A 23,974-nucleotide genomic window follows, 5' to 3' on the forward strand; every position below is an offset into this window, starting at 1 on the left:
GGCTCATATGGAAATTCGATTGTTTAAAATAGATGAGATAGCATTATTGATGGAGTCTATTCATCGTATATGGGCTAAAAATCATATTTTAGCGAGAGATGAGCAGCTAGTTCGTTTCATGTTCTATGATAATCCTAATCGACAGCTCATAACAGACGATAATCATCTAACCTTTGTAGGTGCATGGATAGATGGAGAAGTTGTGGGGCTACTTGGAGCAATGCCTTTTGAATTCAATGATCAAGGAAAAAAAGGATTAGCAATTACACTAGCTAACTGGATTGTCGACCCTAATTATCGTGATTCAGGGGCAGGCTTAGCTCTTTTGGATTTTGTACAAGGTTTAAATCCGAATATTATTTTAGCAATGGGATTGAGTGAAGAGGCAGCGAAACTTTATAGACTAATGCGTTGGAGCCTTGTGGAAGATATTCCGAGATGGATTGGACTAAATAATAAGGAATTGACTATTCAAGCTATATTAAACGGAAATGAACAGCCAATCCGTTATGTCAATCCTTTAAAAGGATTAAATGTTAACTCTAATATCAGTTGTTTTGAAATCACTTCTTTACAAGAAGAAGAATGGGAACAATATAATAAAGGATTCTTTGAGAAAAAATCGATTGGTGTTAAAAGAGATTCTAAATTTTTGAAATGGCGTTATTTTAACCACCCTACGTTTAATTATCGAAAGTTTGTTTGTAAAGATTCTTCTGGTATTACAGGATTGCTCATCGTACGGATAGAGTTGATCCAAAATCAATTTAAAATAGGTAGAATTGTAGAGTTTATAGCCAAGAATCAAGATAGTGCAGTAAAGTTAGCAAATGAATTGGTAGCTTTAGATAGCGAAATACTTTTTTACGATTTCTATTGTTATTCAAGTATTTCCAGTTGGGGTCTTGAAGCAATTGGCTTTAAGCGTACCTTTACTTCTCAAGAGGATTTATTTATGTTACCAACAAGATTTCAACCAATCGATTATTTAAATACTAAACTTATGACTGCTATGTATATTTCTGATAAGCAGACTTATCGTTTAAACCATATTGCTGATCAATTGTGGTATATCACAAAAGGTGATGCAGATCAGGATAGACCGAATTAATGTGAGGTAAATTATATGCAAGATATTGTAATTATGTATCATTATGTGCGTGAGAAAGAGAGCTGGACAGGTAGTGTACCAATCAGTCCAGAAGATTTCCGAAAACAAATTGAGTGGGCTAAGGAAAATTATGAAATTATCTCACCTGATAATATGAATAAAATAACGAAAAAACCGAAGTGTATTATTTCTTTTGACGATGCAACAAAAGATCAATATACAATAGCTTATAAGATTTTAAAAGAATTAGATGTACCTGGTTATTTTACGGTTATGTCAGCACCCTTAGAAAGTGGTGTTGTACCAATATTTCATTTAGTTCATACGGTTCTATCACATATCAATGATGAAGAAGTATGGAATGAGCTAAATGCAAAGTTTGAAATTCCTGATTTAACAGAAAAAAGTGCATATTATAGTTATGAACCTAATGTATATCGTCGCTATAATAAATATGTTTTTAATTTCTTACTTGATGAACAGTCTTGTCGGCGTTATTTAGAAGAAAAAGTGGAAAAATTATATGGTTCAATTCAATCTTTTATTAAAGCATTTTATATTTCTATAGAAGAATTAGTTGAAATGAAAGAAAACGGCATGACACTTGGAGTACATTGTGTTAAGCATTTGCCCTATAAAGGAGATGCACAGGAATTTTATAATACAGAGATTGCTCCATGTAAAGTATTTATGCAACAAGAATTAGGAATTACCCCAAAATGGTTTACCCCAGCATTTGGTGGTGGTGAAAATGCTATACAAATGCGTGCTGAATTAGAACCGATTTTAAGAGCAAATGGATTTAAAGGTGCCTTTACAACCATTGAGGATTATACAATATTAAATAATAATAATTTTTGGTTTAACAGATTTGACTGTAATCGTTTAAAGTCTATTCAATAATTGTCAAATCTACTTTTTAAGTTGAAGTAGGTTACATAAAGTTCAATAAATTTTCAATAACAAAATTATGCTGTAAAAGCATATATGAAAAATAATAAATATTTGAAAAAAATCCCTCGATTTAGATCTTAGTATCTGAACTCGAGGTTTTTATCTTTTATTATCATTATTATTACTTGGTCTAAAGCAGGACTAATCTTAAAGATAAGAAGATATCAAGTATTTGTTTACCAAAAAACCTGAAACAATAGAAATTCCTTCCGATAATAATGTTAAGCAAATGAAAAGTTTAGGAGGTTGAGCTACATGCGTATTGCATCGCAGGGGCAGGCAATGGAAACGATTACTGCACCAACAAATACGAAGGCAATGAATGTGCAGGAGAATATGACGCCTAATGTTTCAACAATCACGAACTCTCAACCGATAGTAGAAAAAGCTACTGCTGTTGGCGAAGATCAAGAAGTTACAAAGGAGAAACTACAAAAGGCTGTTGATGTTGTAAATGAATTTTTGGAAATAAATCACAGCTCCTCGAAGTTTGTTTATCATGATGGCTTGGAACGCTATTATGTAACAATAGTCAATCGTGATACAGACGAGGTTGTTAAGGAAATTCCACCAAAAAGATTATTGGATGCATTCTATGAAATGCAAAAAATGGTGGGAATGATAGTAGACGAGAAAATATAAACATAATTAGGAGGATTTTAATATGGTTTCAAGAATTGGCGGCTTAGCCTCAGGCATGGATATCGATAGTATTGTAGAAAAGCTAATGAAGGCAGAAAGAATGCCCTTGAATAAAGCTTTTCAAAGAAAGCAAACATTAGAATGGCAACGTGATGCGTATCGTAATGTCAATGTAGCAACACAGAAATTTAAAACATTTTTAAATGAAAAAATGTGGTTACAGAATCAATTAATGAAAAAAACTGCTACATCTACTAATGAAAATCTAGTATCTGTGAAAGCTACAAATTCGGCTACAGGTTCACTTAATATTGAAAGTGTTGCACAATTAGCCTCTGCAACGCAAATGATTGGTGAGCAAAAAGGACATACTGGTACGACAAAATTATCAGCTTTGGTAGGAGATTCCGTTAAATCTATAGAGCTAAGATCTATTGACAAGAATGGTAATTTAGCAGAAAAAGCAACAACAATTTCCTTTGACCCTACAAAAGATACAATTAATGATTTAGTGAAAAAAATTAATGAAAGTAAAGCAGGTGTTACTGCACTTTTTGAAAATGGACAACTTTCATTAACTGCTAATAATACTGGTAGTGTAAAAAGTGGAAGTGGTGAGATTGTTTTTGGTCAAGGTAAAGAACTGTTTGATGCCTTGGGGATGGACAATGCAGACATAAAAGCAGGAAAGAATGCAATCTTAAAAGTAAATGGTATTTCACTGGAGCGTTCTTCAAATAATTTTACGATTTCTGGGTATGAAGTATCGTTAAAGTCTACATTTAATGCTAAAGCGGGTGCAGCTGATCGCCTAGCAGCTGCACAAAAAGAATTAAATAACGCTCAGGCTGCACAACCAGGTTTAGAAGCAGACAGAAACAATAAGCGTCTTGCATATGAAACTTATCGTGATAATACGTATAAATCTGAGTATGATCGTATTTTTGGAACAAATAATTTAACAGTAGCACAACAGGAAAAATTCGATAAATTATCAAATGTCGGAAAGGTGGCTCTTCTTAACTCTTCAGATTTAACGGAACTACAATCCATGAGTATTGACTATACAGATGCTGAGAGTATTAAAACATCGATTAATAATTCTAGCTTAACAGATGAGCAAAAAGCAAATTTATTAAGACTTTCAGCAGATGATTTAAAATCTTTACAAAGCTCAGATGGTGCGGCATTGCTTGAACGGGCACAGCAAGTTGATTTCGAAAACTCATATAAAACATTAGATAAGACATTTTTAAATAAATTAACTACTGATGATCTAGCATTTTTATCTGAGATTAAAGGAAAAAATAGTAGTGAAATTGATCAAATTTTAGCCGGAAAAGATGATGCAATCAAAAATAAGTTTGGAAAGATGGATCGAGTAGATTTAGGTCGTTTAAGTGATTTAAGTGATTCCTTAGCTGATTTTCAACAGTTTAGTTCTATTGAGAAAACGAATAACGAAAATCTAAATGCATTTAATACAGCTGAAAACGCTGTTCAGGCTGGAATAAAACGTATAGCTGAGGCTCAGAAATCATATGATAATGCAAATGCTGCTGTAGGTAGTACGGCAGGTGATACTTCACCAACTGTAGCTTCTGTAAGTTTAGCATCCACTGCAGATACAAAGAGCATAAAAGAAAGTATTAAAGAATTTGTAAAAAATTATAATGAGATGCTAGATACGTTGAATGGTTTATTAAAAGAGAAAAAATATCGTGATTATCCGCCACTAACAAAAGAGCAACGTGAGGATATGTCAGAAAATGAGCAAAAGTTGTGGGATGAAAAAGCAAAAAGCGGTTTATTACGTAGCGATTCTTTAATACGAGATGGTTTGACTAAAATGCGTTCTCAATTTGTCTCATCTGTTAAAGGACTGGGTGATGCTACAATGGATTCCTTAGCAGAGATTGGGATTACTACATCTAAGATTTTATCAGATGGCGGAAAATTGGTAATTAATGATGACAAACTTGATGCTGCATTAGAAAAAGATCCAGATCAAGTTGTTCAATTGTTTACTAATACAGGTAGTGTTACAACTACAACTGATGATAAAGGTAGGAAAGTGACACAAGATTCTCGAGGTATAACGAATCGTTTACGTGACGAAATTGACGAACTTACTAAGAGTATAGAGAAGAAGGCAGGTAAGGAAGGAAAGACAGAACAAACTTATAGTATAGGTAAACAGATTATCGAATCTGACAATCGCATTACAAAATTACAAGCAAAATTAAAAGATATTGAAGCTCGATACTGGAAACAATTCACAGCCATGGAGCAGGCCATTAATAAAGCTAACCAGCAATCTGGCATGTTCATGCAAGGTGGAGGCTTCTAACTAAGGTAGGAGAATTTTATGCAGCAAACAAACCAACTTTTACAAGTATCAGCAAATTTATTCAAGTATTTAGGTGACATTCCAAAAGGTGAAGAGCGAGACGAATACATTGAGACAATTAACAGCCTGTTGGACAAACGCGGCACGATTATTCAAGATTTAATTCAGGAAGGCTTCCATTTTGATGAACAAAACCGGGTTCATCGGACGTTGCTTGAATTAGATAATGGGATTAAAGAGCGTTTGGCTGCTGTGATGGACGCTGTGAAACAAGATATGGCAAACCTACAGAAAACGAAAAAAAGTGAACAGCAATACTTCAATCCATATTCGAGTGTTCGAGTGATGGATGGGATGTATTATGACAAAAAGAATTAACATTTACCTATTAGCTTTTCTTCGAAAAATGATTTAAACTAGTAATTAAGTAACCTTTAAAAGGAGTTGTCCTTTATTGGCAGCAAATTTAACAGCGCAAAATGCATACAAACAAAATAGTGTGACCACTGCTTCCCCTGGTGAGCTGACATTAATGCTTTACAATGGATGCTTGAAATTTTTAGGTAAGGCTAAGCTTGCAATTGAAGAAAAGAATATTCAAGAAAAAAATAACAATCTTCAAAGAGCACAGGCCATTATTGCGGAACTAATGTCTACATTAAATATGGACATTGACATTTCAAAGCAAATGCTCCCTCTTTACGAATATATGAATCATCGCTTAGTCGAAGCAAATATTCAAAACGATGTGGCGATTATTGAAGAGGTTGAAGGTTTGGTGACGGAGTTCCGTGATACGTGGAAGGAAGTTATTCGCATTAATCGACAGCAGCAATTTGGTCAGGGAAACAACGGACAAATTTAGACAAACGAAGAGACCATCTATTGATGATGGTCTCTTTTCTTTATGCGAAAATCGCACAACAAAAATACATTAAGGGAAAGCCGATAAATAGGTGTCAATCCTCCTCCTCTGAATTTACGCTTTGTTCTGGATACTCTTGAGGTACGAGCCTATGGTGAAATCATTTGGAGTCGAACTTTTGGTAAAGGCAAGCAATATGGTGTGAATTTCAATCATCAGGAAGCTGTTGAGGATTGATTATTGAAGAGTTGAAGTTGCGACGAAGACCCTAAGAAAAAGCATTAACAACTTGTTCTCCAATCCCATATGAATCATTAAAGTATAATGATTTAAGGATATCGAACTATCTATTACTGAACATTATGTAGTACGAAACTCCAGATAGGCTGTTACTTTCATTGTAAAAAAGGATAGAGACTCTCAAAAAATTGAGAGAACCCTTCCTTTTATCTTGGTCGTTTAACACCACCACGTCTTTTCATTTCAAAGCCATATAAATAATTTCTGGAACATTAATTCTTCCGTCTAGGCGAATTTCAATAACACCTAGCTTAAGGTGAACAGCTACATGGCTGTGATCCATTATTAGAGATTTATATCAAAGCTTTGACAATATATTTGATTAACCAAGGGTAGAAATATATAAGAAAAAAATGCTAGACTTATCGAAGAAAAATGTGGTGAATGTAATGATTAAGCATGAGATGAACAATTTTAAGTATAGATGATTAGTCAAGGTGAACCACTTATTATTAAGCGTTTATACAAGCGCGAGCTGTACCTATTTTAAATTTCTTACGAGGAGATAACACATGCCAAAAAAACAGATCAACCCAAAATTAATTTCTGCTTTAACAGGAAGAGAACTGGACTCCATTTCTCCGTCACCGATAAACAAAGATTTAGGTGGGAAATATGTAAAAACGATTATAGATCGGAAATCAAAGATTGAACCTATCTTTCAGAAAAATGAGATGATGATGCAATGTAAACGTTGCGGTCAAAAAGGAAAATATGATGTTGGTCTTATTTCTATTGATATTCCTGAAAAAAAGGAAGATATAGACAACACGATACGCCAAATGACTGGCTATTTTAGGTGTAATCATTGTAATGCTGGGGGAGAATGGGAAGATTCTAGCGAAGTACTCATGCTATCTATCATGACTTTACTGGATCCTGATGAGTTTAGCGATCTTTGCCAAATAGGAAAAATGCAGCTCTACGACGGCACATCTCATCAATATGCTACAGATGGAGAGGAACATTTGTTACAAAAAATTGCGAAAGATCCGAATGATGGATTTATTTGGAATCGCTTAGGGAACCTTTATCAAAAAGGAGGGCGACCTGAATTAGCAATGGCTGCTTTTGAAAAATCAATCGAGATTGATCCTAAACAAATGGAGTCTCACTATTCGATTGGTACCCTTCTCTCTGAAGTTAATGACAATCAACAAGCTATGCATCATTTTCATCAGATGATGTTAACTGCTGAAGAATATAAGCAGATGGATGCCGAAAATTTAAGAGAGTTACTGTCATTTGGTCTCCATGTAGCGTTTGATATTTTTATTCATTCTAATGGGAAAATTCCATTATTCCCAACTACGGATGTTTTACTCTCATTTGGAAAAGAGTTAGACGGAGAGACTTATACATTGGATTTCGAAATTCATCCTGATGACTTAACTTCATTTTATCCAATTGCAGAGTCATTTATGGGAAAACGAGTAAATGAAATTCCAAAAAAGAAACGAATAAAAACAGCAGCGTCACTTTTTAAGGGAAAATCAAAGTAAAAATGTCATGCACCTTTTCCACATCCTTCTATAAATAATGGCTCAATTTTTAATGTTCATCCACTAGCAAACCTAGATGATATCACTGATATATACAAAATCTTATGATGGTAATCTAATATTTAGGATTTTTGTGGGGGACTCTTTTTCACTTAAAAAGATGAAAAAAGAATCTATTTCTTTAAGGTTCATCTATAGGGATACACACTTGGTGAATTATCACTTGCTAAAAAAGGAATAGGATGAAGCGTTAATATACAGGAAGAACCTGCGTTTTGGCATGGCAAGGATGAAATAGAACAAAAACGACAAGATTATAATGACTTTACAAATTTCGACAAGATAAGGAAATCATCTATAATAAGGTGAGCTTAAGAAACCTGGATATTGTTGCATACACATTCGTGCTGACCGTATGTTTCGCATGAGCCTGTAAAATGTGTGCGATCGTATTCTTCACGTTCATGCGGTATGCTAGGCATGAATAGCCACAGTATTCTTACTCATTCGGATCTTTGGTCGGATTATATGTAGTCGTAAAATTAGGTCTAAAAACGGTACAATATGTTACTAATTCCCTCTAGATGTAAAACATGCATCGTGTCATAATCAAGCTAACTATATGTTTTGAATAATATTGGGGTGGGAATATGATATTTAAGCGTCAAGAAGGTTTTCGCTTTAAATTCGAAGAACCGGTTACAATGACTTTCGCTATATACGAGGATGGTAGGGTCAATCAAGAGCAAACAGCTATGGCTGAGTTGCTTGATATTAGTCCGCGCGGTTTAAAGATGTTTACTGAGGTGGATTTGGGCGTTAATCCTCCTCCTTTAGATCTCCGCTTTGTGCTTGATACAAGAGAGGTGCGGGCATATGGAGAAATCATTTGGAGTCGACCTTTTGGGACAGGTAAGCAATATGGTGTGTTTTTCAATAATCAGGGGGCAGTTGAGGATTTGATTGTCGAAGAATTAAAATTGCGTCGAAAAAAAGAAGCGGCTGAGGCAAAAATTAAAAATAATTCGTAAATTTTTTGTGAAAAAAAGAATTAATTTAGAGGTATTCCACACACTTGTGTAGAATTAATATAGTATAGCAGTTATAAAGGAGGAGTTTACATGTTAAACTTTAACATTCGTGGTGAAAATATTGAGGTAACTCCAGCTATTCGAGAGTATGTAGAGAACAAAATCGACAAAGTTGAACGTTATTTTAACGAAGATGTTAACGCCAACGCTAACGTAAATTTAAAGGTTTATAATGACAAACAAACTAAAGTGGAAGTTACTATTCCAATGAAAAATTTAACTCTTCGTGCAGAAGAGCGTCATAATGATATGTATGCTGCGGTTGATTTAATCGTTGATAAATTAGAACGACAAATTCGTAAGCATAAAACAAAGGTAAACCGTAAATTCCGTGAGCGCGAGGGTGCAGGCCTTTATTTTGCTACTTCACAAGCAGCTGTAGATGCAGTACCAGAGGAAGAGGAATACTCAATTGTTCGTACAAAGCAATTTGATTTAAAACCAATGGATCAAGAAGAAGCTGTACTACAAATGAATATGCTAGGTCATGATTTCTACGTCTTTACAGATGCAGAATCCAATGGCACGAATATTGTCTATAAACGCAAGGACGGTAAATACGGCTTAATCGAAACAACTTAACCTCACAAGATAGAAGCTCTCGCTATAGCGGGAGCTTTTTATTTGTGTGCCCGGCATGCGCAACAACTAGGTGGTGAAAGTCCACTACAGACTTGGCAGTAGGAACTGTTAGCAAAAGACAAGGGTGTCCATGGTGACATGGAATCTGAAGGAAGTCGGACGCAAAATCTCGAACTGACGAACAGAAATCAGATACAAGGCTGACTTGGGATGGATGAGCTTGCAAATCAAAGTAAAGTCCAATACTGCCCGAATCCCATACAGTAAATCTGGCAGTTACATGAGAGGAAAGTGGTTGTGCTTACCCGGGGAGATCTCTTGAGGGTTATTGAATTAACAATCAGATTAGTGATAATCGGATGAATCAAGAGAAGTCAGCAGAGGTCATAGTAGCTTTCTAACGAAAGTAAAGGACTGAACAATCTTAAATCTTGAATGAACAAGGAGGTGAAGACATCCCGACAAAACACAGAAAACATCGAGGTAAAGACCAAAAGATGGCTACTTATAGAGGGTTAAGCTGGAAGTGAAAGAGTATATAAGAGTGTGTAGGGATGTAGACATGGAAATGAAGAAACAAGATGGTATCCATTTAATCGATAGAATCGTTACCAACGGCAATTTATGGAGAGCTTATAAAAAGGTAAAAGAAAATGGAGGGGCTCCGGGCGTAGATGGAATAACAGTTCACGAACTAAAATCTCACCTGCGGAAACATTTTGAGCCACTCAAAATCAAGCTAAGAGATGGCACTTACCAACCGCAACCAGTGAAAAGGGTGGCTATTCCAAAATCGGATGGCACGAAGAGATATTTAGGGATTCCTTGCGTACTCGACCGGGTAGTCCAACAAGCGATTCTACAAGTAATTGATCCAATCATTGATCCGCATTTTTCAAAGAAAAGTTTCGGCTTCCGGAAAGGAAGAAACGCACATCAAGCAATCGAACTCGCCGAACAATACTATCAAGAAGGATATCGAACGGTGGTGGACTGTGATTTAAAAAGCTATTTTGATACAATCCATCACCAACGACTAAGAGCGTATCTAGAAGAATTCATTACAGATAAGATTGTCCTCAAACTCATTTGGAAATTCTTACGTTCAGGTATTCTTGATAAAGATACTTACGTTGAAACAACGGAGGGAGCTCCGCAAGGTGGTCCGCTGTCTCCTATTCTAGCAAATGTTTACTTAAATAAACTAGATAGAGAACTGGAAAAACGAGGACATCGTTTTATCCGATACGCGGATGACTTTGTGATATACGTGAAAACGCCTAGAGCGGGAGAACGTGTCATGGCAAGTGTGAAGAAATATATCGAAGAAAATTTAGGTCTAACGATTAATGAAAAGAAAAGTAAAGTATGCGGTGCAACAAGCGCTACATTCCTAGGTTTTAACATACAAAACTTAAAGGGAAAGTTGGATGCCGACCGAGTAAATCTGCTAAACAACGATTCAAAGATAAATTAAGAAAATTAACGAATCGAAAAATAGCAGGAACGTTTGAAGAGATTGCGAAAAGAATCAATCAAACAACGGTTGGATGGATTAATTACTATGGAATTGCCAATATGAAAGCCTTCATAAAAGAAACACAAGGTTGGTTAAACCATCGATTGCGTCAACTCATCTTGAAGAGATGGAAGAAACCAAAAACGAAATATGCGAAACTACGTCAATATGGAATTGACCATGATGATGCGATGAAAATAGCCTATTCGAGAAAAGGGTATTGGCGACTATCGAGAAACGAGATTATCCATCGAGCGATAACAAATGAAAAGCTCACAAAGTGGGGATTGAAAGATATAACCCAGCTTTATGAGCTCAGATACTTAAGGGATTGAACCGCCGTATACGGAACCGTACGTACGGTGGTGTGAGAGGTCGACTAGTCAATTAATGGCTAGTCTCCTACTCGATTAGTCTACAATCCCTATTCGAATATGGATAACAACTTTACTAACTAGGGAGACTGTTTGCATGAAACTGTTACACAATGGTAAAATGAAATTTGAGACTATATAGGAAGTGAAAAAATTCATGGCAAACCTATTAAATAAATTATTTGATTTCAATAAACGTGAGTTAAAAAAATTAGAAAAAATCGCTGACCAGGTAGAGAGCTTTGCTTCTCAAATGGAGCAGCTTTCAGATGATCAATTACAAGCAAAAACGGAAGAATTTAAAAAACGCTTTGCCGATGGAGAGAAGTTAGAGTCGATTCGTGCGGAGGCTTTTGCGGTTTGTCGCGAAGCGTCGAAGCGTGTATTAGAGATGTACCCATTCCGCGTTCAAATTATGGGTGCTGCTGCACTTGATGAAGGGAATATTGCGGAAATGAAAACTGGTGAAGGGAAAACATTAACAGCTACAATGGCTGTTTATTTGAATGCCCTTACCAGTAAAGGTGTACACGTTGTCACTGTCAATGAATATTTAGCAAGCCGTGATGCTGCCGAAATGGGGGAGCTCTATAACTTCTTAGGATTAACGGTTGGTTTAAACTTAAACAGCCTATCAAAAGAAGAGAAACGTGCGGCCTATGAAGCGGATATAACATATAGCACTAACAATGAGCTGGGCTTTGATTATTTACGTGATAATATGGTGCTTTATAAAGAGGAACGTGTACAACGTCCCCTTCATTATGCGGTTATCGATGAGGTAGACTCGATTTTAATCGATGAAGCGCGTACACCATTAATTATTTCGGGGCAGGCTGGGAAATCAGCACAGCTTTATAAACAGTCGAATGCATTTGTTCGTATGTTAAATGCAGAAACGGATTACACATATGAGGAATCGACAAAAGGTGTAACGTTAACAGATGCTGGTGTTGAAAAAGCAGAGAAGGCATTTGGCATTGACAATTTATTTGATTTAACACATGTTCGTTTAAACCATGCCATTAATCAATCGTTAAAGGCACATGTAAGTATGCATAATGATGTGGATTATGTTGTCCAGGATGGCGAAATTATTATTGTTGATGGCTTTACAGGTCGTTTAATGAAAGGACGTCGCTATTCTGATGGACTACACCAGGCGATTGAGGCGAAGGAAGGCGTAGAGATACAAAATGAGTCGATGACAATGGCAACAATCACCTTCCAAAACTACTTCCGTATGTACCAAAAGCTTTCAGGGATGACAGGTACAGCGAAAACAGAGGAAGAGGAATTCCGTAATATTTACAATATGAATGTTATAGCTATTCCAACGAATAAACCGATTGCTCGTGATGACCGTCCAGACTTAATTTTTGCTTCCATGGAAGGGAAATATAAAGCGGTGGCTGCAGATATTGCAGAACGTCATCAAGCTGGACAACCTGTTTTAGTTGGTACAGTTGCGATTGAAACATCTGAAATTATTTCGAAATTGTTGGATAAACATAAAATTCCTCATAATGTTTTAAATGCGAAAAACCATGAACGTGAAGCAGAAATCATTGCGAATGCTGGTACGAAGGGTGCAGTGACAATTGCCACGAATATGGCTGGTCGTGGTACGGATATTAAACCAGGAGAAGGCGTGTTGGAGCTTGGCGGTTTAGCCGTTATTGGTACAGAGCGTCATGAATCTCGTCGTATTGATAATCAGCTTCGTGGTCGTTCTGGGCGTCAGGGGAATCCAGGGGTTACACAATTTTATCTGTCATTAGAAGATGAACTGATGCGTCGTTTCGGCTCTGATAATATGAAATCCATGATGATGCGACTTGGGATGGATGATTCACAGCCGTTGCAATCCAAGGTTGTGTCGAAGGCAGTCGAATCTGCTCAAAAACGTGTAGAAGGCAATAACTTTGATGCCCGTAAACGTTTATTACAGTATGATGATGTTTTACGTCAACAGCGTGAGATTATTTATAAAGAGCGTTATGATGTACTCGAAACAGAAAATATGCGTGAGCTTGTTGAGTCTATGATTCAAGAGACAATTGACAATGTAGTTGGTATGTTTACCCAAGGTGAGCAAAAGGATTGGAACTTAAAAGCCATTGAGGATTTTGTTGCTGCAAACTTACTCGATGAAGGTGTTCTAAAGGCAGAAGATTTCCAAGGTAAAACTGCAGAGGATATTAATCAAATGATTTCAGATGCAGTACATGTACGTTATGATGAAAAAGAGACAGATCTTACACCAGAGCGTATGCGTGAATTTGAAAAGGTTATTTTATTACGTTCAATTGATACGAAATGGATTGATCATATTGATGCAATGGATCAGTTACGTCAAGGTATCCATCTTCGTGCATATGGTCAAAATGATCCGCTTCGTGAGTATCAGCAAGAGGGCTTTGCTATGTTTGAGGATATGGTAGCTTCGATCCGAGAAGATGTAGCAAAATATGCGATGAAGGCAGAAATCCACAATAATTTAGAGCGTGAAGAAGTTGCTAAAGGTCAAGCTGTTAATCCGAAAGAGGAAGGCGGTTCAGCTCCTAAAAAGCAACCAGTTCGTAAGGCAGAAAATATTGGACGTAATGATTTATGTCCATGCGGAAGCGGTAAGAAATTTAAAAACTGCCATGGTGCAGCTCAATAATCACTTAAAAAAAGATCATTTTAGCCACGTGTTAAAATGATCTTTTTCTATATTTAAAAATAGATAATGAAGGAAAATAAGTAGAAAAAAGTCAGAATTCATAGACAATTGAAATATATGGGTATACAATAGCTGTAAATCAATAGGGATTTAGTTCAACAAAAAAACACTTTTTATCTCCTTATTCTATTTTTTATAAGTAAAATTAACTGTTTGGATTATTAAATGAGTGTATTAAGTTCTAGTGGTATTAACAGAGGAAGTTTCCCTCGTCACGATTTGTTTGAACAAGCTTTCTTTGAAGTAAAGGGGGTGGTGTTGTGTGGATACAAAAATCCTCGAGTAAACAGTCTGGAGGACCTCCTCGAGGATGTACATTGGGGTATACCAATATATATTTAGTATATTCCTTTTTACTGCTGAATATAAACATAAATTTCATAAGGGGGAATATCGATGCATAAAGAGAACATTATGAGAAGTGAAACGATGCTGTATATGCCTGTGTATGATGCCTTTGGAAACTTGTGTACACGTGTAATAGAAAGGGATAATCAATTTATATCGAAATTACCACCAACAAAATTGATGGACTTTAATTTACGTTATTTTGGCTCTAGTTTAAGAGGAGCTTTTGATGGCTCCAAAATGATTCTTGGCAAGCTCAATAAGAATCCAATCATTGTTCATGAGCAAAGTAATAATGTCTGGTTTCCAAGTAGGTCATATCGGCGACCAGAATGTATGTGGTTTGCTGTTCATCATATTGAGGATTATCAAGCATTAGATAAAAAGAACACAAAAGTATTTTTTATGGATGGTAATGTTTTTGATGTAGACATTAGTGTGAATGTATTTGAATACCGAATTCAAAGAGCCTTTTTATTAAAATATAAACTGGAGAATCGTACTAAGCACTTACATGTTCCATATGATCCAGTAAAAGCCTTTCAACGCATGACAACCTTCAGTCCTTTGTGTGAGAATGAAGTTCAATTTGAATAGGCATCATAGCGTATTCTAAAAAAGTATGTTTTCCGACGTAAAAACGTTATAATAATAAGATACGGGGCTAGAGCAATGGCACTTTTGATTACATTTTAAATAGCCTCATTAATTATGTTCGGAGGATTTAACAATGATTGAATTAGCAGATGTACGTAACGCGTTAGACATTTCAGCCAAAAAACTGGCGGATTTCAGGGGGTCTCTTTGACTTAGAAAACAAAGAGGCACGTATTCAGGAATTAGATGAAATGATGCTTGAGCCAGGATTTTGGGATGACCAACAAGCTGCGCAAGTTGTCATTAATGAAGGAAATGGCTTAAAAGCAATTGTCAATGAATATAAAGATTTAGTAGAAACACATGAAAATTTAGATATGACGCTAGAGCTTTTACGTGAAGAGCCAGATGAAGATTTGCAAGAAGAGCTAGGCAAAGAGCTAGTAGAATTCCAGCAAAAAATAGGTGATTTTGAGCTACAGCTGTTGTTGAGTGGCCCTTATGATCAAAATAATGCGATTTTGGAGCTTCATCCAGGGGCAGGAGGAACAGAGTCTCAGGACTGGGGATCTATGCTTCTTCGCATGTACACACGTTGGGCAGAAAAACGTGGCTTTAAAGTTGAAACAGTGGATTATTTACCAGGTGATGAGGCAGGTATTAAATCAGTAACATTGTCCATTAAAGGGCATAATGCATATGGATATTTACAGGCTGAAAAAGGAGTCCATCGTCTGGTGCGAATCTCTCCATTCGATTCTTCAGGTCGTCGCCATACATCTTTTGTGTCTTGTGATGTTATGCCTGAATTCGATGACAATATTGAAATCGATATTCGTACAGAGGATTTAAAGATTGATACGTATCGTGCAACAGGTGCAGGTGGTCAGCATATTAATACAACAGACTCAGCTGTCCGTATTACTCACATCCCGACTGGTACAATTGTACAATGTCAGGCTGAGCGCTCACAAATTAAAAACCGTGAAAAAGCGATGACAATGTTAAAAGGAAAATTATATCAATTAGAGCTAGATAAACAACAGGCACAGCTAAATGAAATTCGTGGTGAGCAGAAAGAAATCGGCTGGGGCTCACAAATTCGTTCATATGTATTCCATCCATATTCAATGGTGAAGGATCATCGTACAAATGAAGAAACAGGCAATGTAGGAGCAGTGATGGATGGCGACTTAGATCCATTCATTAATGCATACTTACGTTCGAAAATTGGCTAATCAATTCCCTTCAAGGGCACAGAAACTTTGTGCACCTGAAGGGAATTTTTTTATCTTCATTCATCAAATATTTTTGTATTGAAAGCATAGCGGTAGCGGAGGATACAGAAGACTCCTACCTCTATGTGAATGCAGTTTTGGTTTCTTTTCAAGCGGTGTCCAAAGACCTGCTGTAATTAAATCAGAAAGGCGGATGATATGGGGCATCATGACTAATGCTCTTTCGTTCATTCATGTAATGCTTATAGAGCATGGATGCATTGACAAATTGTTTACTGATAGAAGCATATTGAATAGGTAATTCTATTTGTTTATCGTTTTTAAGTGTGATAATACAGCCTAATTTACTCGGTATAATATTCGAAATGGCGTGAAGTCCAATCCAAATATTATGGATGGAGTTCGGAGAATAAGTTGGTAAAAAGATACATGGGAAACCATAATCAAAGGCTACTACGATTGGTAGTTTATGTTGATTGCCAAAAAAGCGTTTAGCGGAATATTTTGCAGCCTCATAGGTTGTCCCAAGCGAGATACAGGATTTTCGTAGAATGTGCATAGGTTTACGAGTAACGATAAGCTCATTATGTTTATCAATAACCCTTGTGAAGATTTTTGCCCCATGCTGGATAGGTTCCAGTAAATAGGTGTTGAAAGAGATTAAATATCCATTGACATAATTTGTTTGCATAAATGGTGTTCCTCCTTTTCTCTTAATAGCTGTAGTGTAGAGGATAAACTCAAATATTGATAATATAGATAAAATGTAAAACCTATTGATAAATGAAGAAAACATGTAGAGAATTTGCTTCAAATGAACAGAGATTAATGACTAATCCAAGTTATTTTCAGTTCTTATGCATTGCATTTTAAATTCAATTTTCATATAATTTAGAAAAGGATCGAGGTGAGATCGTTGGATAAATATTATTCGTATACAGATTTTCTAAAAGCCGTGGGTCAGTCAAAGAAAGTTGATGAGGCAGAGAAATTATTGAACGAGATTTATTTGGATTTATTTTTAAATCATATCCAGCGTATGCATCGTGAAGAGCAGCTCATGGTTCTGATAGATAGAGCACTCGATGAAAAAGATGAAAAGGCATTTCATCTATACGCACATGAACTAACAGTATTACGCCAAGCAGCAAGTGAATAATATGACGAGCCCGCCCTCCTGAAAATTGGAGGGCGGGATTTTTTTGCGTATAGGTTAGTAAAAGAATTAACTCGTTATTGTATGAGGGGAATCTGTTTAGCTGAAAGGGCTTGAAAACTTGATGAAGCGGCTATTATAAGAGTAGAAAGGTATTCCATAATTTACTTGAAGGATTCATAACAATATCGTTATTTTATCGAAAGAGAAAAGAATTTACAAACATTCGTTCGTTAAATGTTCGAAATTTTAGTGCTGCTATGCTAAAATAAATGTACAAATTGGAAGGAAAGGACGGGGGCGTGTGTGCAAGTATTTGATTTACAAGCGCCATATCAGCCTAATGGGGATCAACCACAGGCAATCGCGGAATTAGTGGAGGGTGTACGTGCGGGGAAACGTCATCAAACATTACTTGGTGCAACAGGAACAGGAAAAACGTTTACTATCTCTAACGTTATTCAGCAGATTAAAAAACCGACACTGATTATGGCACACAATAAAACACTGGCAGGTCAATTGTATAGTGAATTTAAAGAATTCTTCCCGAATAATGCTGTAGAATACTTTGTCAGCTATTATGATTATTATCAGCCAGAGGCCTATGTTCCACAAACTGATACTTATATTGAAAAAGATTCAAGTATCAATGATGAAATCGATAAATTACGTCACTCTGCCACATCTGCATTATTTGAGCGTGATGATGTTATTATTATTGCTTCTGTATCCTGTATTTATGGTTTAGGTTCTCCAGAGGAATATCGTGAAATGGTAGTTTCGATTCGGACAGGCATGGAAATTGAACGCAATCAGTTACTACGCAAGCTAGTAGATGTTCAATATGAACGCAATGATGTTAGCTTTACTCGCGGAACGTTCCGAGTACGTGGAGATGTGGTGGAAATATTCCCAGCATCCCGAGATGAGCATTGTATTCGCGTGGAGTTTTTCGGTGATGAAATCGATCGTATTCGTGAAGTGGATGCGTTAACAGGGGAGATTTTATCAGATCGAGATCATGTCGCTATTTTCCCAGCATCCCACTTCGTTACACGAGAAGAAAAAATGCGGAAAGCCATTGAAAATATTGAAAAAGAGTTAGAAGAACGACTAGCGCTTTTACGTGCCGAGGATAAATTATTAGAGGCTCAGCGTTTAGAGCAACGCACTCGCTATGATTTAGAAATGATGCGTGAAATGGGCTTTTGCTCAGGAATCGAAAATTATTCACGTCACCTAACATTACGTGAGGCAGGAGCGACTCCTTATACCCTGCTCGATTATTTTCCAGATGATTTTTTACTGGTTGTTGACGAAAGTCACGTTACACTGCCACAAGTTCGGGGAATGTACAATGGTGACCAGGCACGTAAAGGTGTGTTAGTCGAGCATGGCTTCCGTTTGCCGTCAGCGCTTGATAATCGCCCATTACGTTTTGAGGAATATGAAAAACGAGTTCATCAAGCTATTTATGTATCGGCAACACCTGGTCCCTATGAGCTTGAACATTCTCCAGAAATGGTGGAACAAATTATACGTCCAACTGGGCTGCTAGATCCGCTAATTGATGTGCGACCAATTGAAGGACAAATTGACGATTTGATTGATGAAATTCAAGACCGCATTACGCGTGATGAACGAGTACTTGTAACAACCTTAACGAAAAAAATGTCAGAGGATTTAACAGCCTATTTGAAGGAAATGGGTTTAAAGGTGGAATATCTGCATTCAGAAATTAAGACGCTCGAGCGTATTGAAATTATTCGTGAGCTACGTAAAGGGACTTATGATGTGTTAATTGGTATTAACCTTTTAAGAGAGGGGCTAGATATTCCGGAGGTGTCACTAGTAGCAATTTTAGATGCTGACAAGGAAGGATTTTTACGCTCAGAACGCTCATTAATTCAAACGATTGGACGTGCTGCACGAAATGCCAATGGTCATGTTATTATGTACGCTGACAATATAACAGACTCTATGAAAAAGGCGATTGAGGAAACGAAGCGTCGTCGAACATTACAGATGGCGTATAACGAAGAACATGGTATTACACCGAAAACGATTGTAAAGAAAATACCTGATGTGATACGTGCGACACAAGTTGCCGAAGAAGAGGAATCCTATGTAACAAAGGCAACAAAAGGCAAAAAGCTGACAAAGGTGGAGAAGGAGCAATTATTAGCTTCACTAGAAGTAGAAATGAAGGAAGCAGCAAAAGCCCTGGATTTCGAGCGTGCTGCAGAGCTTCGCGATACAATATTTGAATTGAAGGCAGAAGGGTGAATGACTTGTGAAAAATACTGAAATCGTCGTGCAAGGCGCACGAGCACATAATTTAAAAAATATTAATGTCACAATTCCACGAGATCAATTAGTTGTATTAACAGGTTTATCAGGCTCAGGGAAATCATCATTAGCATTTGATACGATTTATGCTGAAGGACAACGCCGTTATGTAGAGTCACTTTCTGCCTATGCCCGTCAATTTCTTGGTCAAATGGACAAACCTGATGTTGATGCGATAGAGGGATTATCTCCTGCTATTTCAATTGATCAAAAAACAACGAGCCGTAACCCCCGTTCAACAGTTGGAACGGTAACGGAAATTTATGATTATTTGCGTTTACTTTATGCTCGTATTGGCAAGCCGATTTGTCCAAATCATGGCATTGAAATTACTTCCCAAACGATTGAGCAAATGGTCGATCGCTTAATAACGTATCCAGAACGAACAAAGATGCAGCTTCTTGCGCCAATGGTATCTGGACGTAAAGGGACGCATGTAAAGCTATTGGAAGATTTAAAAAAGCAAGGCTTTGTTCGTGTCCGTATTGATGGCGAACTACGGGATTTAGATGATGCCATCGAACTTGATAAAAACAAGAAGCACTCTATTGAAGTCGTAGTTGATCGTGTTGTGATGAAGGAAGGTATTGCTGCACGTCTTAGTGATTCCTTAGAAACAGCGTTACGTTTAGCAGATGGACGGGTTCTTGTGGATGTTATGGAGCATGAGGAGCTATTATTTAGTGAGCATCATGCCTGCCCATTATGTGGATTTTCTATTGGGGAGCTAGAGCCACGCATGTTTTCATTTAATAGTCCTTTTGGTGCCTGTCCAAGCTGTGATGGGCTAGGTTCAACACAAGAGGTCGATTTAGATTTAGTAGTACCAGATTGGGGTCGTACATTATTAGAACATGCTATTGCACCATGGGAACCTACAAGCTCACAGTATTATCCGCAACTGCTAAAGGCAGTATGTGATCACTATGATATTCCGATGGATGTCCCTGTAAAGGATATTCCAAAAGAAAAAATGGATAAAATTTTATATGGTTCTGGTAAAGATAAGATTCATTTTCATTATGAGAATGAGTTTGGTAATGTCCGAGAGCAAATGATTGAATTCGAGGGCGTTGTACGGAATGTTGAACGCCGTTTTAAGGAGACAACCTCTGATTATGTCCGTGAGCAAATGGAGAAATATATGGCTCAGCAGGCTTGTCCTTCTTGTAAAGGCTATCGCTTAAAGCCAGAAACATTAGCTGTGAAAATTGCGGATCAGCATATTGGAGAAGTGACACAGTATTCCATTCAGGAGGCAGATACATTTTTCAAAGAGCTGGATTTATCAGAAAAGGATATGAAAATTGCTCGCCTTGTTTTACGTGAAATTGAAGAACGTCTCGGCTTCCTTGTAAACGTAGGGTTAGATTATTTAACATTAAGTCGAGCAGCAGGAACACTTTCAGGAGGAGAAGCGCAACGCATTCGTCTTGCAACACAAATCGGCTCTCGTTTAACAGGCGTACTCTATATTTTAGATGAACCGTCCATCGGCTTGCATCAAAGAGATAATGATCGTCTTATCAGTACATTACAAAATATGCGTGATATTGGTAATACACTGATAGTTGTTGAGCATGATGAAGACACAATGCTAGCAGCGGATTATCTTATTGATGTTGGACCTGGTGCGGGAGTTCATGGAGGTCAAATTGTGGCGGCGGGTACGCCCCAGGAGGTCATGGATAATGAGAAATCTTTGACCGGGCAATACTTAAGCGGTAAAAAGTTCATTCCATTACCAATTGAGCGACGTAAGCCAAATGGTCGTAAACTATCCATTAAAGGTGCCAAGGAAAATAATCTACGCAATGTAAAAGTTGATGTACCTCTTGGCCTGTTCGTATCAGTGACAGGGGTTTCTGGCTCTGGGAAATCGACGCTGATAAACGAAATTTTATATAAATCATTGGCCCAAAAGCTAAATCGATCAAAGGTTAAGCCAGGTGAGCATAAAGAAGTGACAGGGATGGAGGAGCTTGAAAAGGTTATTGATATTGACCAATCTCCAATTGGTCGTACACCTCGTTCCAACCCTGCTACTTATACAGGTGTCTTTGATGATATTCGTGATGTTTTTGCTACAACCAATGAGGCAAAGGTACGTGGCTATAAAAAAGGGCGTTTTAGCTTTAATGTTAAAGGTGGCCGCTGTGAGGCATGTCGCGGTGACGGAATTATAAAAATAGAAATGCATTTCCTGCCAGATGTTTACGTACCTTGTGAAGTTTGTCATGGTAAACGTTACAATCGTGAAACATTAGAAGTGAAGTATAAAGATAAGAGCATTGCAGATATTTTAGATATGACGATTGAAAATGCAGTGGTGTTCTTTGAAAATATTCCAAAAATCCAACGTAAGCTACAAACGATTGTCGATGTTGGATTAGGTTATATGAAATTAGGACAGCCTGCTACAACCCTATCTGGTGGTGAGGCACAGCGTGTGAAATTAGCCTCTGAATTACATCGACGTTCTACAGGGAAATCATTCTACATTTTAGATGAACCCACAACAGGTTTACATGCAGATGATATTGCACGCTTGCTTGTTGTTTTACAGCGCCTAGTAGAAAATGGTGACTCGGTATTAGTGATCGAACATAATTTAGATGTAATTAAAACAGCTGATTACATTATCGATTTAGGACCAGAGGGTGGTGACAAGGGTGGCACAATTGTGGCAACTGGAACACCAGAAGAGGTCGCAGAGGTAAGCGGGTCTTATACTGGCAAATACTTAAAACCAATATTAGAGCGCGATCGTATGCGTATGGAAGCTGCTTTAGCAAAGGCTTCCCAATAAAGTAAAATACAAAAATCGTAACGTTCCTTTCTAAGTGATTGTTGCGATTTTTTTTACAAAGGATGCTCCAAAAAGTTCTTAGAAGCTTTAGCCCCAATTTTTTCATTTCTATGGTGAAACTTTTCACAAAATGAATCGTATAAATAATATAACGAACTGAGGGAGGCTATTTTATTTATGCAAAATGAACGTCAACGAATTTTAGAACTTGTGGAAAAAGGAACAATTTCAGCGCAAGAGGCGATTACATTATTAGAAGCATTGGAGCAACCTAGCAAGTCTACTCAAAATGTTATGAATGATGTGTCAAAAGAGGGGCAGCAATCCTCAACAGAAAAAGAGACACTCTTCAATGAACAAACTAAAGAACAGCAAAAAAAAGATACTGATTTTATGAAACATTTCCAGGATGAGATGCAGGATTTCCGTAAAGATTTAACACAGATTGGCTCAATCTTTATGGATATGATGAATACAGCCGTGAAAAAAGTAAAGGAATTTGATGTATCTTCTCCGTTTGGTGATAAAGTAGAATTTACCCATACAGAAGAAGTGTCAGCTGAACATGTGGACAGTGTAATTGCTGAATTACCGAATGGCAATTTTTCTTTAGAATCTACTGAAGGAGATAGCTTCCAAGTCATTTGTAAGGTGAAGGCACCACTTATTAATGATAGTGAAGAAGAAACACGTAACCATTTCCTAGAACAATTTGTAGTAAAAGAAGATGAAGGTTCTTTAAGAATTTTAAGTCAATTAAAGCTTGTTCAAGTAAATGTTAAAGTTCTTGTACCGAAGGAGCAGTTGGAAAAATTATCAGTCCGTTTAATGAACGGTAGTGTATCTTTACAAGATATAGGCTTCGACCATTTAAAAGTGAAAACATTGAATGGTGCTATCAAGGGCTCTAAGTTTAATTTTGAAAAAGCTAAAGTCGACTCTTCGAATGGATCGATTGAATTGACGAATGTTCGTGGTAAAGATTTAGAGGCTGAAACATTAAACGGTCGTGTCTATTTAGATGGGGCATTGGATGAAATAGAAGCAAAATCGGTTAATGGACATGTCGTTGTGACAACTTGCTCTACAAACTCATCAAAAATTAAAGCACAAACAGTTGCTGGTGCAGTTGAATTGTATGTACCACGTACCATTTCATTAAGCGGAAAAATTGTCACTAATTTTGGAAAAGTAGATGTAGGCATTCAAGATGTATCAAAGATTGAATCACAAGATCAATTCTTATCCAAAGTAGTACGTTTTGATAAAGAAGTAGAAAATGCGAATCGTCTGTTTATTGAAGGCGAATCAAAAACAGGTGCGGTTTTAGTTCGCTATACAACAACTGACGAGCAGCATATTTAAGCTTAAAAAAGCATTCAAGCTATGCACAAACATAGTCTTGAATGCTTTTTTTGTCTCATTTTCTGGTAATCAAAGTCGATTTTCTGTTTTCTTT

Annotated in this window: 19 protein-coding genes; 18 read left to right on the forward strand and 1 reads right to left on the reverse strand. The window is 37.0% G+C overall.

Going from position 1 to position 23,974, the window contains the following annotated elements:
* Positions 1-7 precede the first annotated feature (7 nt).
* The 14 genes from QNH24_RS03885 to prfB all read left to right on the forward strand — a co-directional run bounded on the left by QNH24_RS03885 (position 8) and on the right by prfB (position 16,201).
* Positions 8-1,111 (forward strand): GNAT family N-acetyltransferase, encoded by a 1,104-nt coding sequence (locus QNH24_RS03885; RefSeq protein ID WP_283870840.1) that lies wholly within the window; start codon positions 8-10, stop codon positions 1,109-1,111.
* A gap of 15 nt (positions 1,112-1,126) precedes the next feature.
* Positions 1,127-2,014 (forward strand): polysaccharide deacetylase family protein, encoded by an 888-nt coding sequence (locus QNH24_RS03890; RefSeq protein ID WP_283870841.1) that lies wholly within the window; start codon positions 1,127-1,129, stop codon positions 2,012-2,014.
* A 306-nt stretch (positions 2,015-2,320) separates the two neighbouring features.
* Positions 2,321-2,707: a flagellar protein FlaG gene (locus QNH24_RS03895; protein ID WP_283870842.1), complete on the forward strand. Its 387-nt coding sequence runs from the start codon at positions 2,321-2,323 to the stop codon at positions 2,705-2,707.
* A gap of 22 nt (positions 2,708-2,729) precedes the next feature.
* A complete protein-coding gene (gene fliD, locus QNH24_RS03900) occupies positions 2,730-5,057 on the forward strand; it encodes a flagellar filament capping protein FliD (protein WP_283870843.1) in 2,328 nt (775 codons plus the stop codon).
* An 18-nt stretch (positions 5,058-5,075) separates the two neighbouring features.
* Positions 5,076-5,435 (forward strand): flagellar protein FliT, encoded by a 360-nt coding sequence (fliT, locus tag QNH24_RS03905; protein ID WP_283870844.1) that lies wholly within the window; start codon positions 5,076-5,078, stop codon positions 5,433-5,435.
* Between the two features lie 76 nt (positions 5,436-5,511).
* Positions 5,512-5,922: a flagellar export chaperone FliS gene (gene fliS / locus QNH24_RS03910; protein WP_283870845.1), complete on the forward strand. Its 411-nt coding sequence runs from the start codon at positions 5,512-5,514 to the stop codon at positions 5,920-5,922.
* Positions 5,923-6,734: 812 nt separating this feature from the next.
* Complete coding sequence (locus QNH24_RS03915; RefSeq protein WP_283870846.1) at positions 6,735-7,724, forward strand: tetratricopeptide repeat protein; 990 nt, start codon at positions 6,735-6,737, stop codon at positions 7,722-7,724.
* 650 nt (positions 7,725-8,374) lie between these two features.
* A complete protein-coding gene (locus QNH24_RS03920) occupies positions 8,375-8,755 on the forward strand; it encodes a PilZ domain-containing protein (RefSeq protein WP_283870847.1) in 381 nt (126 codons plus the stop codon).
* 90 nt (positions 8,756-8,845) lie between these two features.
* A complete protein-coding gene (gene hpf / locus QNH24_RS03925) occupies positions 8,846-9,397 on the forward strand; it encodes a ribosome hibernation-promoting factor, HPF/YfiA family (protein WP_283870848.1) in 552 nt (183 codons plus the stop codon).
* Between the two features lie 568 nt (positions 9,398-9,965).
* A complete protein-coding gene (gene ltrA / locus QNH24_RS03930) occupies positions 9,966-10,874 on the forward strand; it encodes a group II intron reverse transcriptase/maturase (RefSeq protein WP_283868744.1) in 909 nt (302 codons plus the stop codon).
* Positions 10,875-10,894: 20 nt separating this feature from the next.
* The gene (locus tag QNH24_RS03935; RefSeq protein WP_283872730.1) at positions 10,895-11,251 is read left to right on the forward strand and encodes a group II intron maturase-specific domain-containing protein; all 357 of its coding nucleotides are present in this window, start codon (positions 10,895-10,897) and stop codon (positions 11,249-11,251) included.
* A 196-nt stretch (positions 11,252-11,447) separates the two neighbouring features.
* Positions 11,448-13,958: a preprotein translocase subunit SecA gene (secA, locus tag QNH24_RS03940; RefSeq protein ID WP_283870849.1), complete on the forward strand. Its 2,511-nt coding sequence runs from the start codon at positions 11,448-11,450 to the stop codon at positions 13,956-13,958.
* A gap of 456 nt (positions 13,959-14,414) precedes the next feature.
* Positions 14,415-14,963: a competence protein ComK gene (locus QNH24_RS03945; protein WP_283870850.1), complete on the forward strand. Its 549-nt coding sequence runs from the start codon at positions 14,415-14,417 to the stop codon at positions 14,961-14,963.
* 133 nt (positions 14,964-15,096) lie between these two features.
* Positions 15,097-16,201, forward strand: a protein-coding gene (gene prfB, locus QNH24_RS03950; RefSeq protein ID WP_376781181.1) for a peptide chain release factor 2 whose coding sequence is annotated in 2 segments (ribosomal slippage) — positions 15,097-15,171 and positions 15,173-16,201 — 1,104 coding nt in all. Because the reading frame shifts where the segments join, the coding sequence is not laid out codon by codon here.
* A 181-nt stretch (positions 16,202-16,382) separates the two neighbouring features.
* On the opposite strand, the gene QNH24_RS03955 is transcribed toward prfB, so the two are convergent.
* Positions 16,383-16,892: a competence protein ComK gene (locus QNH24_RS03955; RefSeq protein ID WP_283870851.1), complete on the reverse strand. Its 510-nt coding sequence runs from the start codon at positions 16,890-16,892 to the stop codon at positions 16,383-16,385.
* A gap of 225 nt (positions 16,893-17,117) precedes the next feature.
* Between QNH24_RS03955 and QNH24_RS03960 the strand changes: the two genes are divergently transcribed.
* The 4 genes from QNH24_RS03960 to QNH24_RS03975 all read left to right on the forward strand — a co-directional run bounded on the left by QNH24_RS03960 (position 17,118) and on the right by QNH24_RS03975 (position 23,880).
* Positions 17,118-17,360: an IDEAL domain-containing protein gene (locus QNH24_RS03960; RefSeq protein WP_054770144.1), complete on the forward strand. Its 243-nt coding sequence runs from the start codon at positions 17,118-17,120 to the stop codon at positions 17,358-17,360.
* Positions 17,361-17,663: 303 nt separating this feature from the next.
* A complete protein-coding gene (uvrB, locus tag QNH24_RS03965) occupies positions 17,664-19,643 on the forward strand; it encodes an excinuclease ABC subunit UvrB (protein ID WP_283870852.1) in 1,980 nt (659 codons plus the stop codon).
* 7 nt (positions 19,644-19,650) lie between these two features.
* Positions 19,651-22,515 carry an excinuclease ABC subunit UvrA gene (uvrA, locus tag QNH24_RS03970; protein ID WP_283870853.1) on the forward strand — a complete coding sequence of 955 codons (2,865 nt, stop codon included), beginning with the start codon at positions 19,651-19,653 and terminating at the stop codon, positions 22,513-22,515.
* 177 nt (positions 22,516-22,692) lie between these two features.
* A complete protein-coding gene (locus tag QNH24_RS03975; RefSeq protein ID WP_283870854.1) occupies positions 22,693-23,880 on the forward strand; it encodes a DUF4097 family beta strand repeat-containing protein in 1,188 nt (395 codons plus the stop codon).
* Positions 23,881-23,974 lie beyond the last annotated feature (94 nt).

The sequence above is a fragment of the Lysinibacillus pakistanensis genome, from assembly GCF_030123245.1.
Classification (GTDB): domain Bacteria; phylum Bacillota; class Bacilli; order Bacillales_A; family Planococcaceae; genus Lysinibacillus; species Lysinibacillus pakistanensis.

Excerpts from the sequence above, each read along its gene's own strand:
- QNH24_RS03885 (WP_283870840.1), top strand. The coding sequence starts at position 8 with ATGGAAATTCGATTGTTTAAAATAGATGAGATAGCATTATTGATGGAG.
- QNH24_RS03890 (WP_283870841.1), top strand. The coding sequence starts at position 1,127 with ATGCAAGATATTGTAATTATGTATCATTATGTGCGTGAGAAAGAGAGC.
- QNH24_RS03895 (WP_283870842.1), top strand. The coding sequence starts at position 2,321 with ATGCGTATTGCATCGCAGGGGCAGGCAATGGAAACGATTACTGCACCA.
- fliD (WP_283870843.1), top strand. The coding sequence starts at position 2,730 with ATGGTTTCAAGAATTGGCGGCTTAGCCTCAGGCATGGATATCGATAGT.
- fliT (WP_283870844.1), top strand. The coding sequence starts at position 5,076 with ATGCAGCAAACAAACCAACTTTTACAAGTATCAGCAAATTTATTCAAG.
- QNH24_RS03915 (WP_283870846.1), top strand. The coding sequence starts at position 6,735 with ATGCCAAAAAAACAGATCAACCCAAAATTAATTTCTGCTTTAACAGGA.
- QNH24_RS03920 (WP_283870847.1), top strand. The coding sequence starts at position 8,375 with ATGATATTTAAGCGTCAAGAAGGTTTTCGCTTTAAATTCGAAGAACCG.
- hpf (WP_283870848.1), top strand. The coding sequence starts at position 8,846 with ATGTTAAACTTTAACATTCGTGGTGAAAATATTGAGGTAACTCCAGCT.
- ltrA (WP_283868744.1), top strand. The coding sequence starts at position 9,966 with ATGAAGAAACAAGATGGTATCCATTTAATCGATAGAATCGTTACCAAC.
- secA (WP_283870849.1), top strand. The coding sequence starts at position 11,448 with ATGGCAAACCTATTAAATAAATTATTTGATTTCAATAAACGTGAGTTA.
- QNH24_RS03945 (WP_283870850.1), top strand. The coding sequence starts at position 14,415 with ATGCATAAAGAGAACATTATGAGAAGTGAAACGATGCTGTATATGCCT.
- QNH24_RS03955 (WP_283870851.1), bottom strand. The coding sequence starts at position 16,892 with ATGCAAACAAATTATGTCAATGGATATTTAATCTCTTTCAACACCTAT.
- QNH24_RS03975 (WP_283870854.1), top strand. The coding sequence starts at position 22,693 with ATGCAAAATGAACGTCAACGAATTTTAGAACTTGTGGAAAAAGGAACA.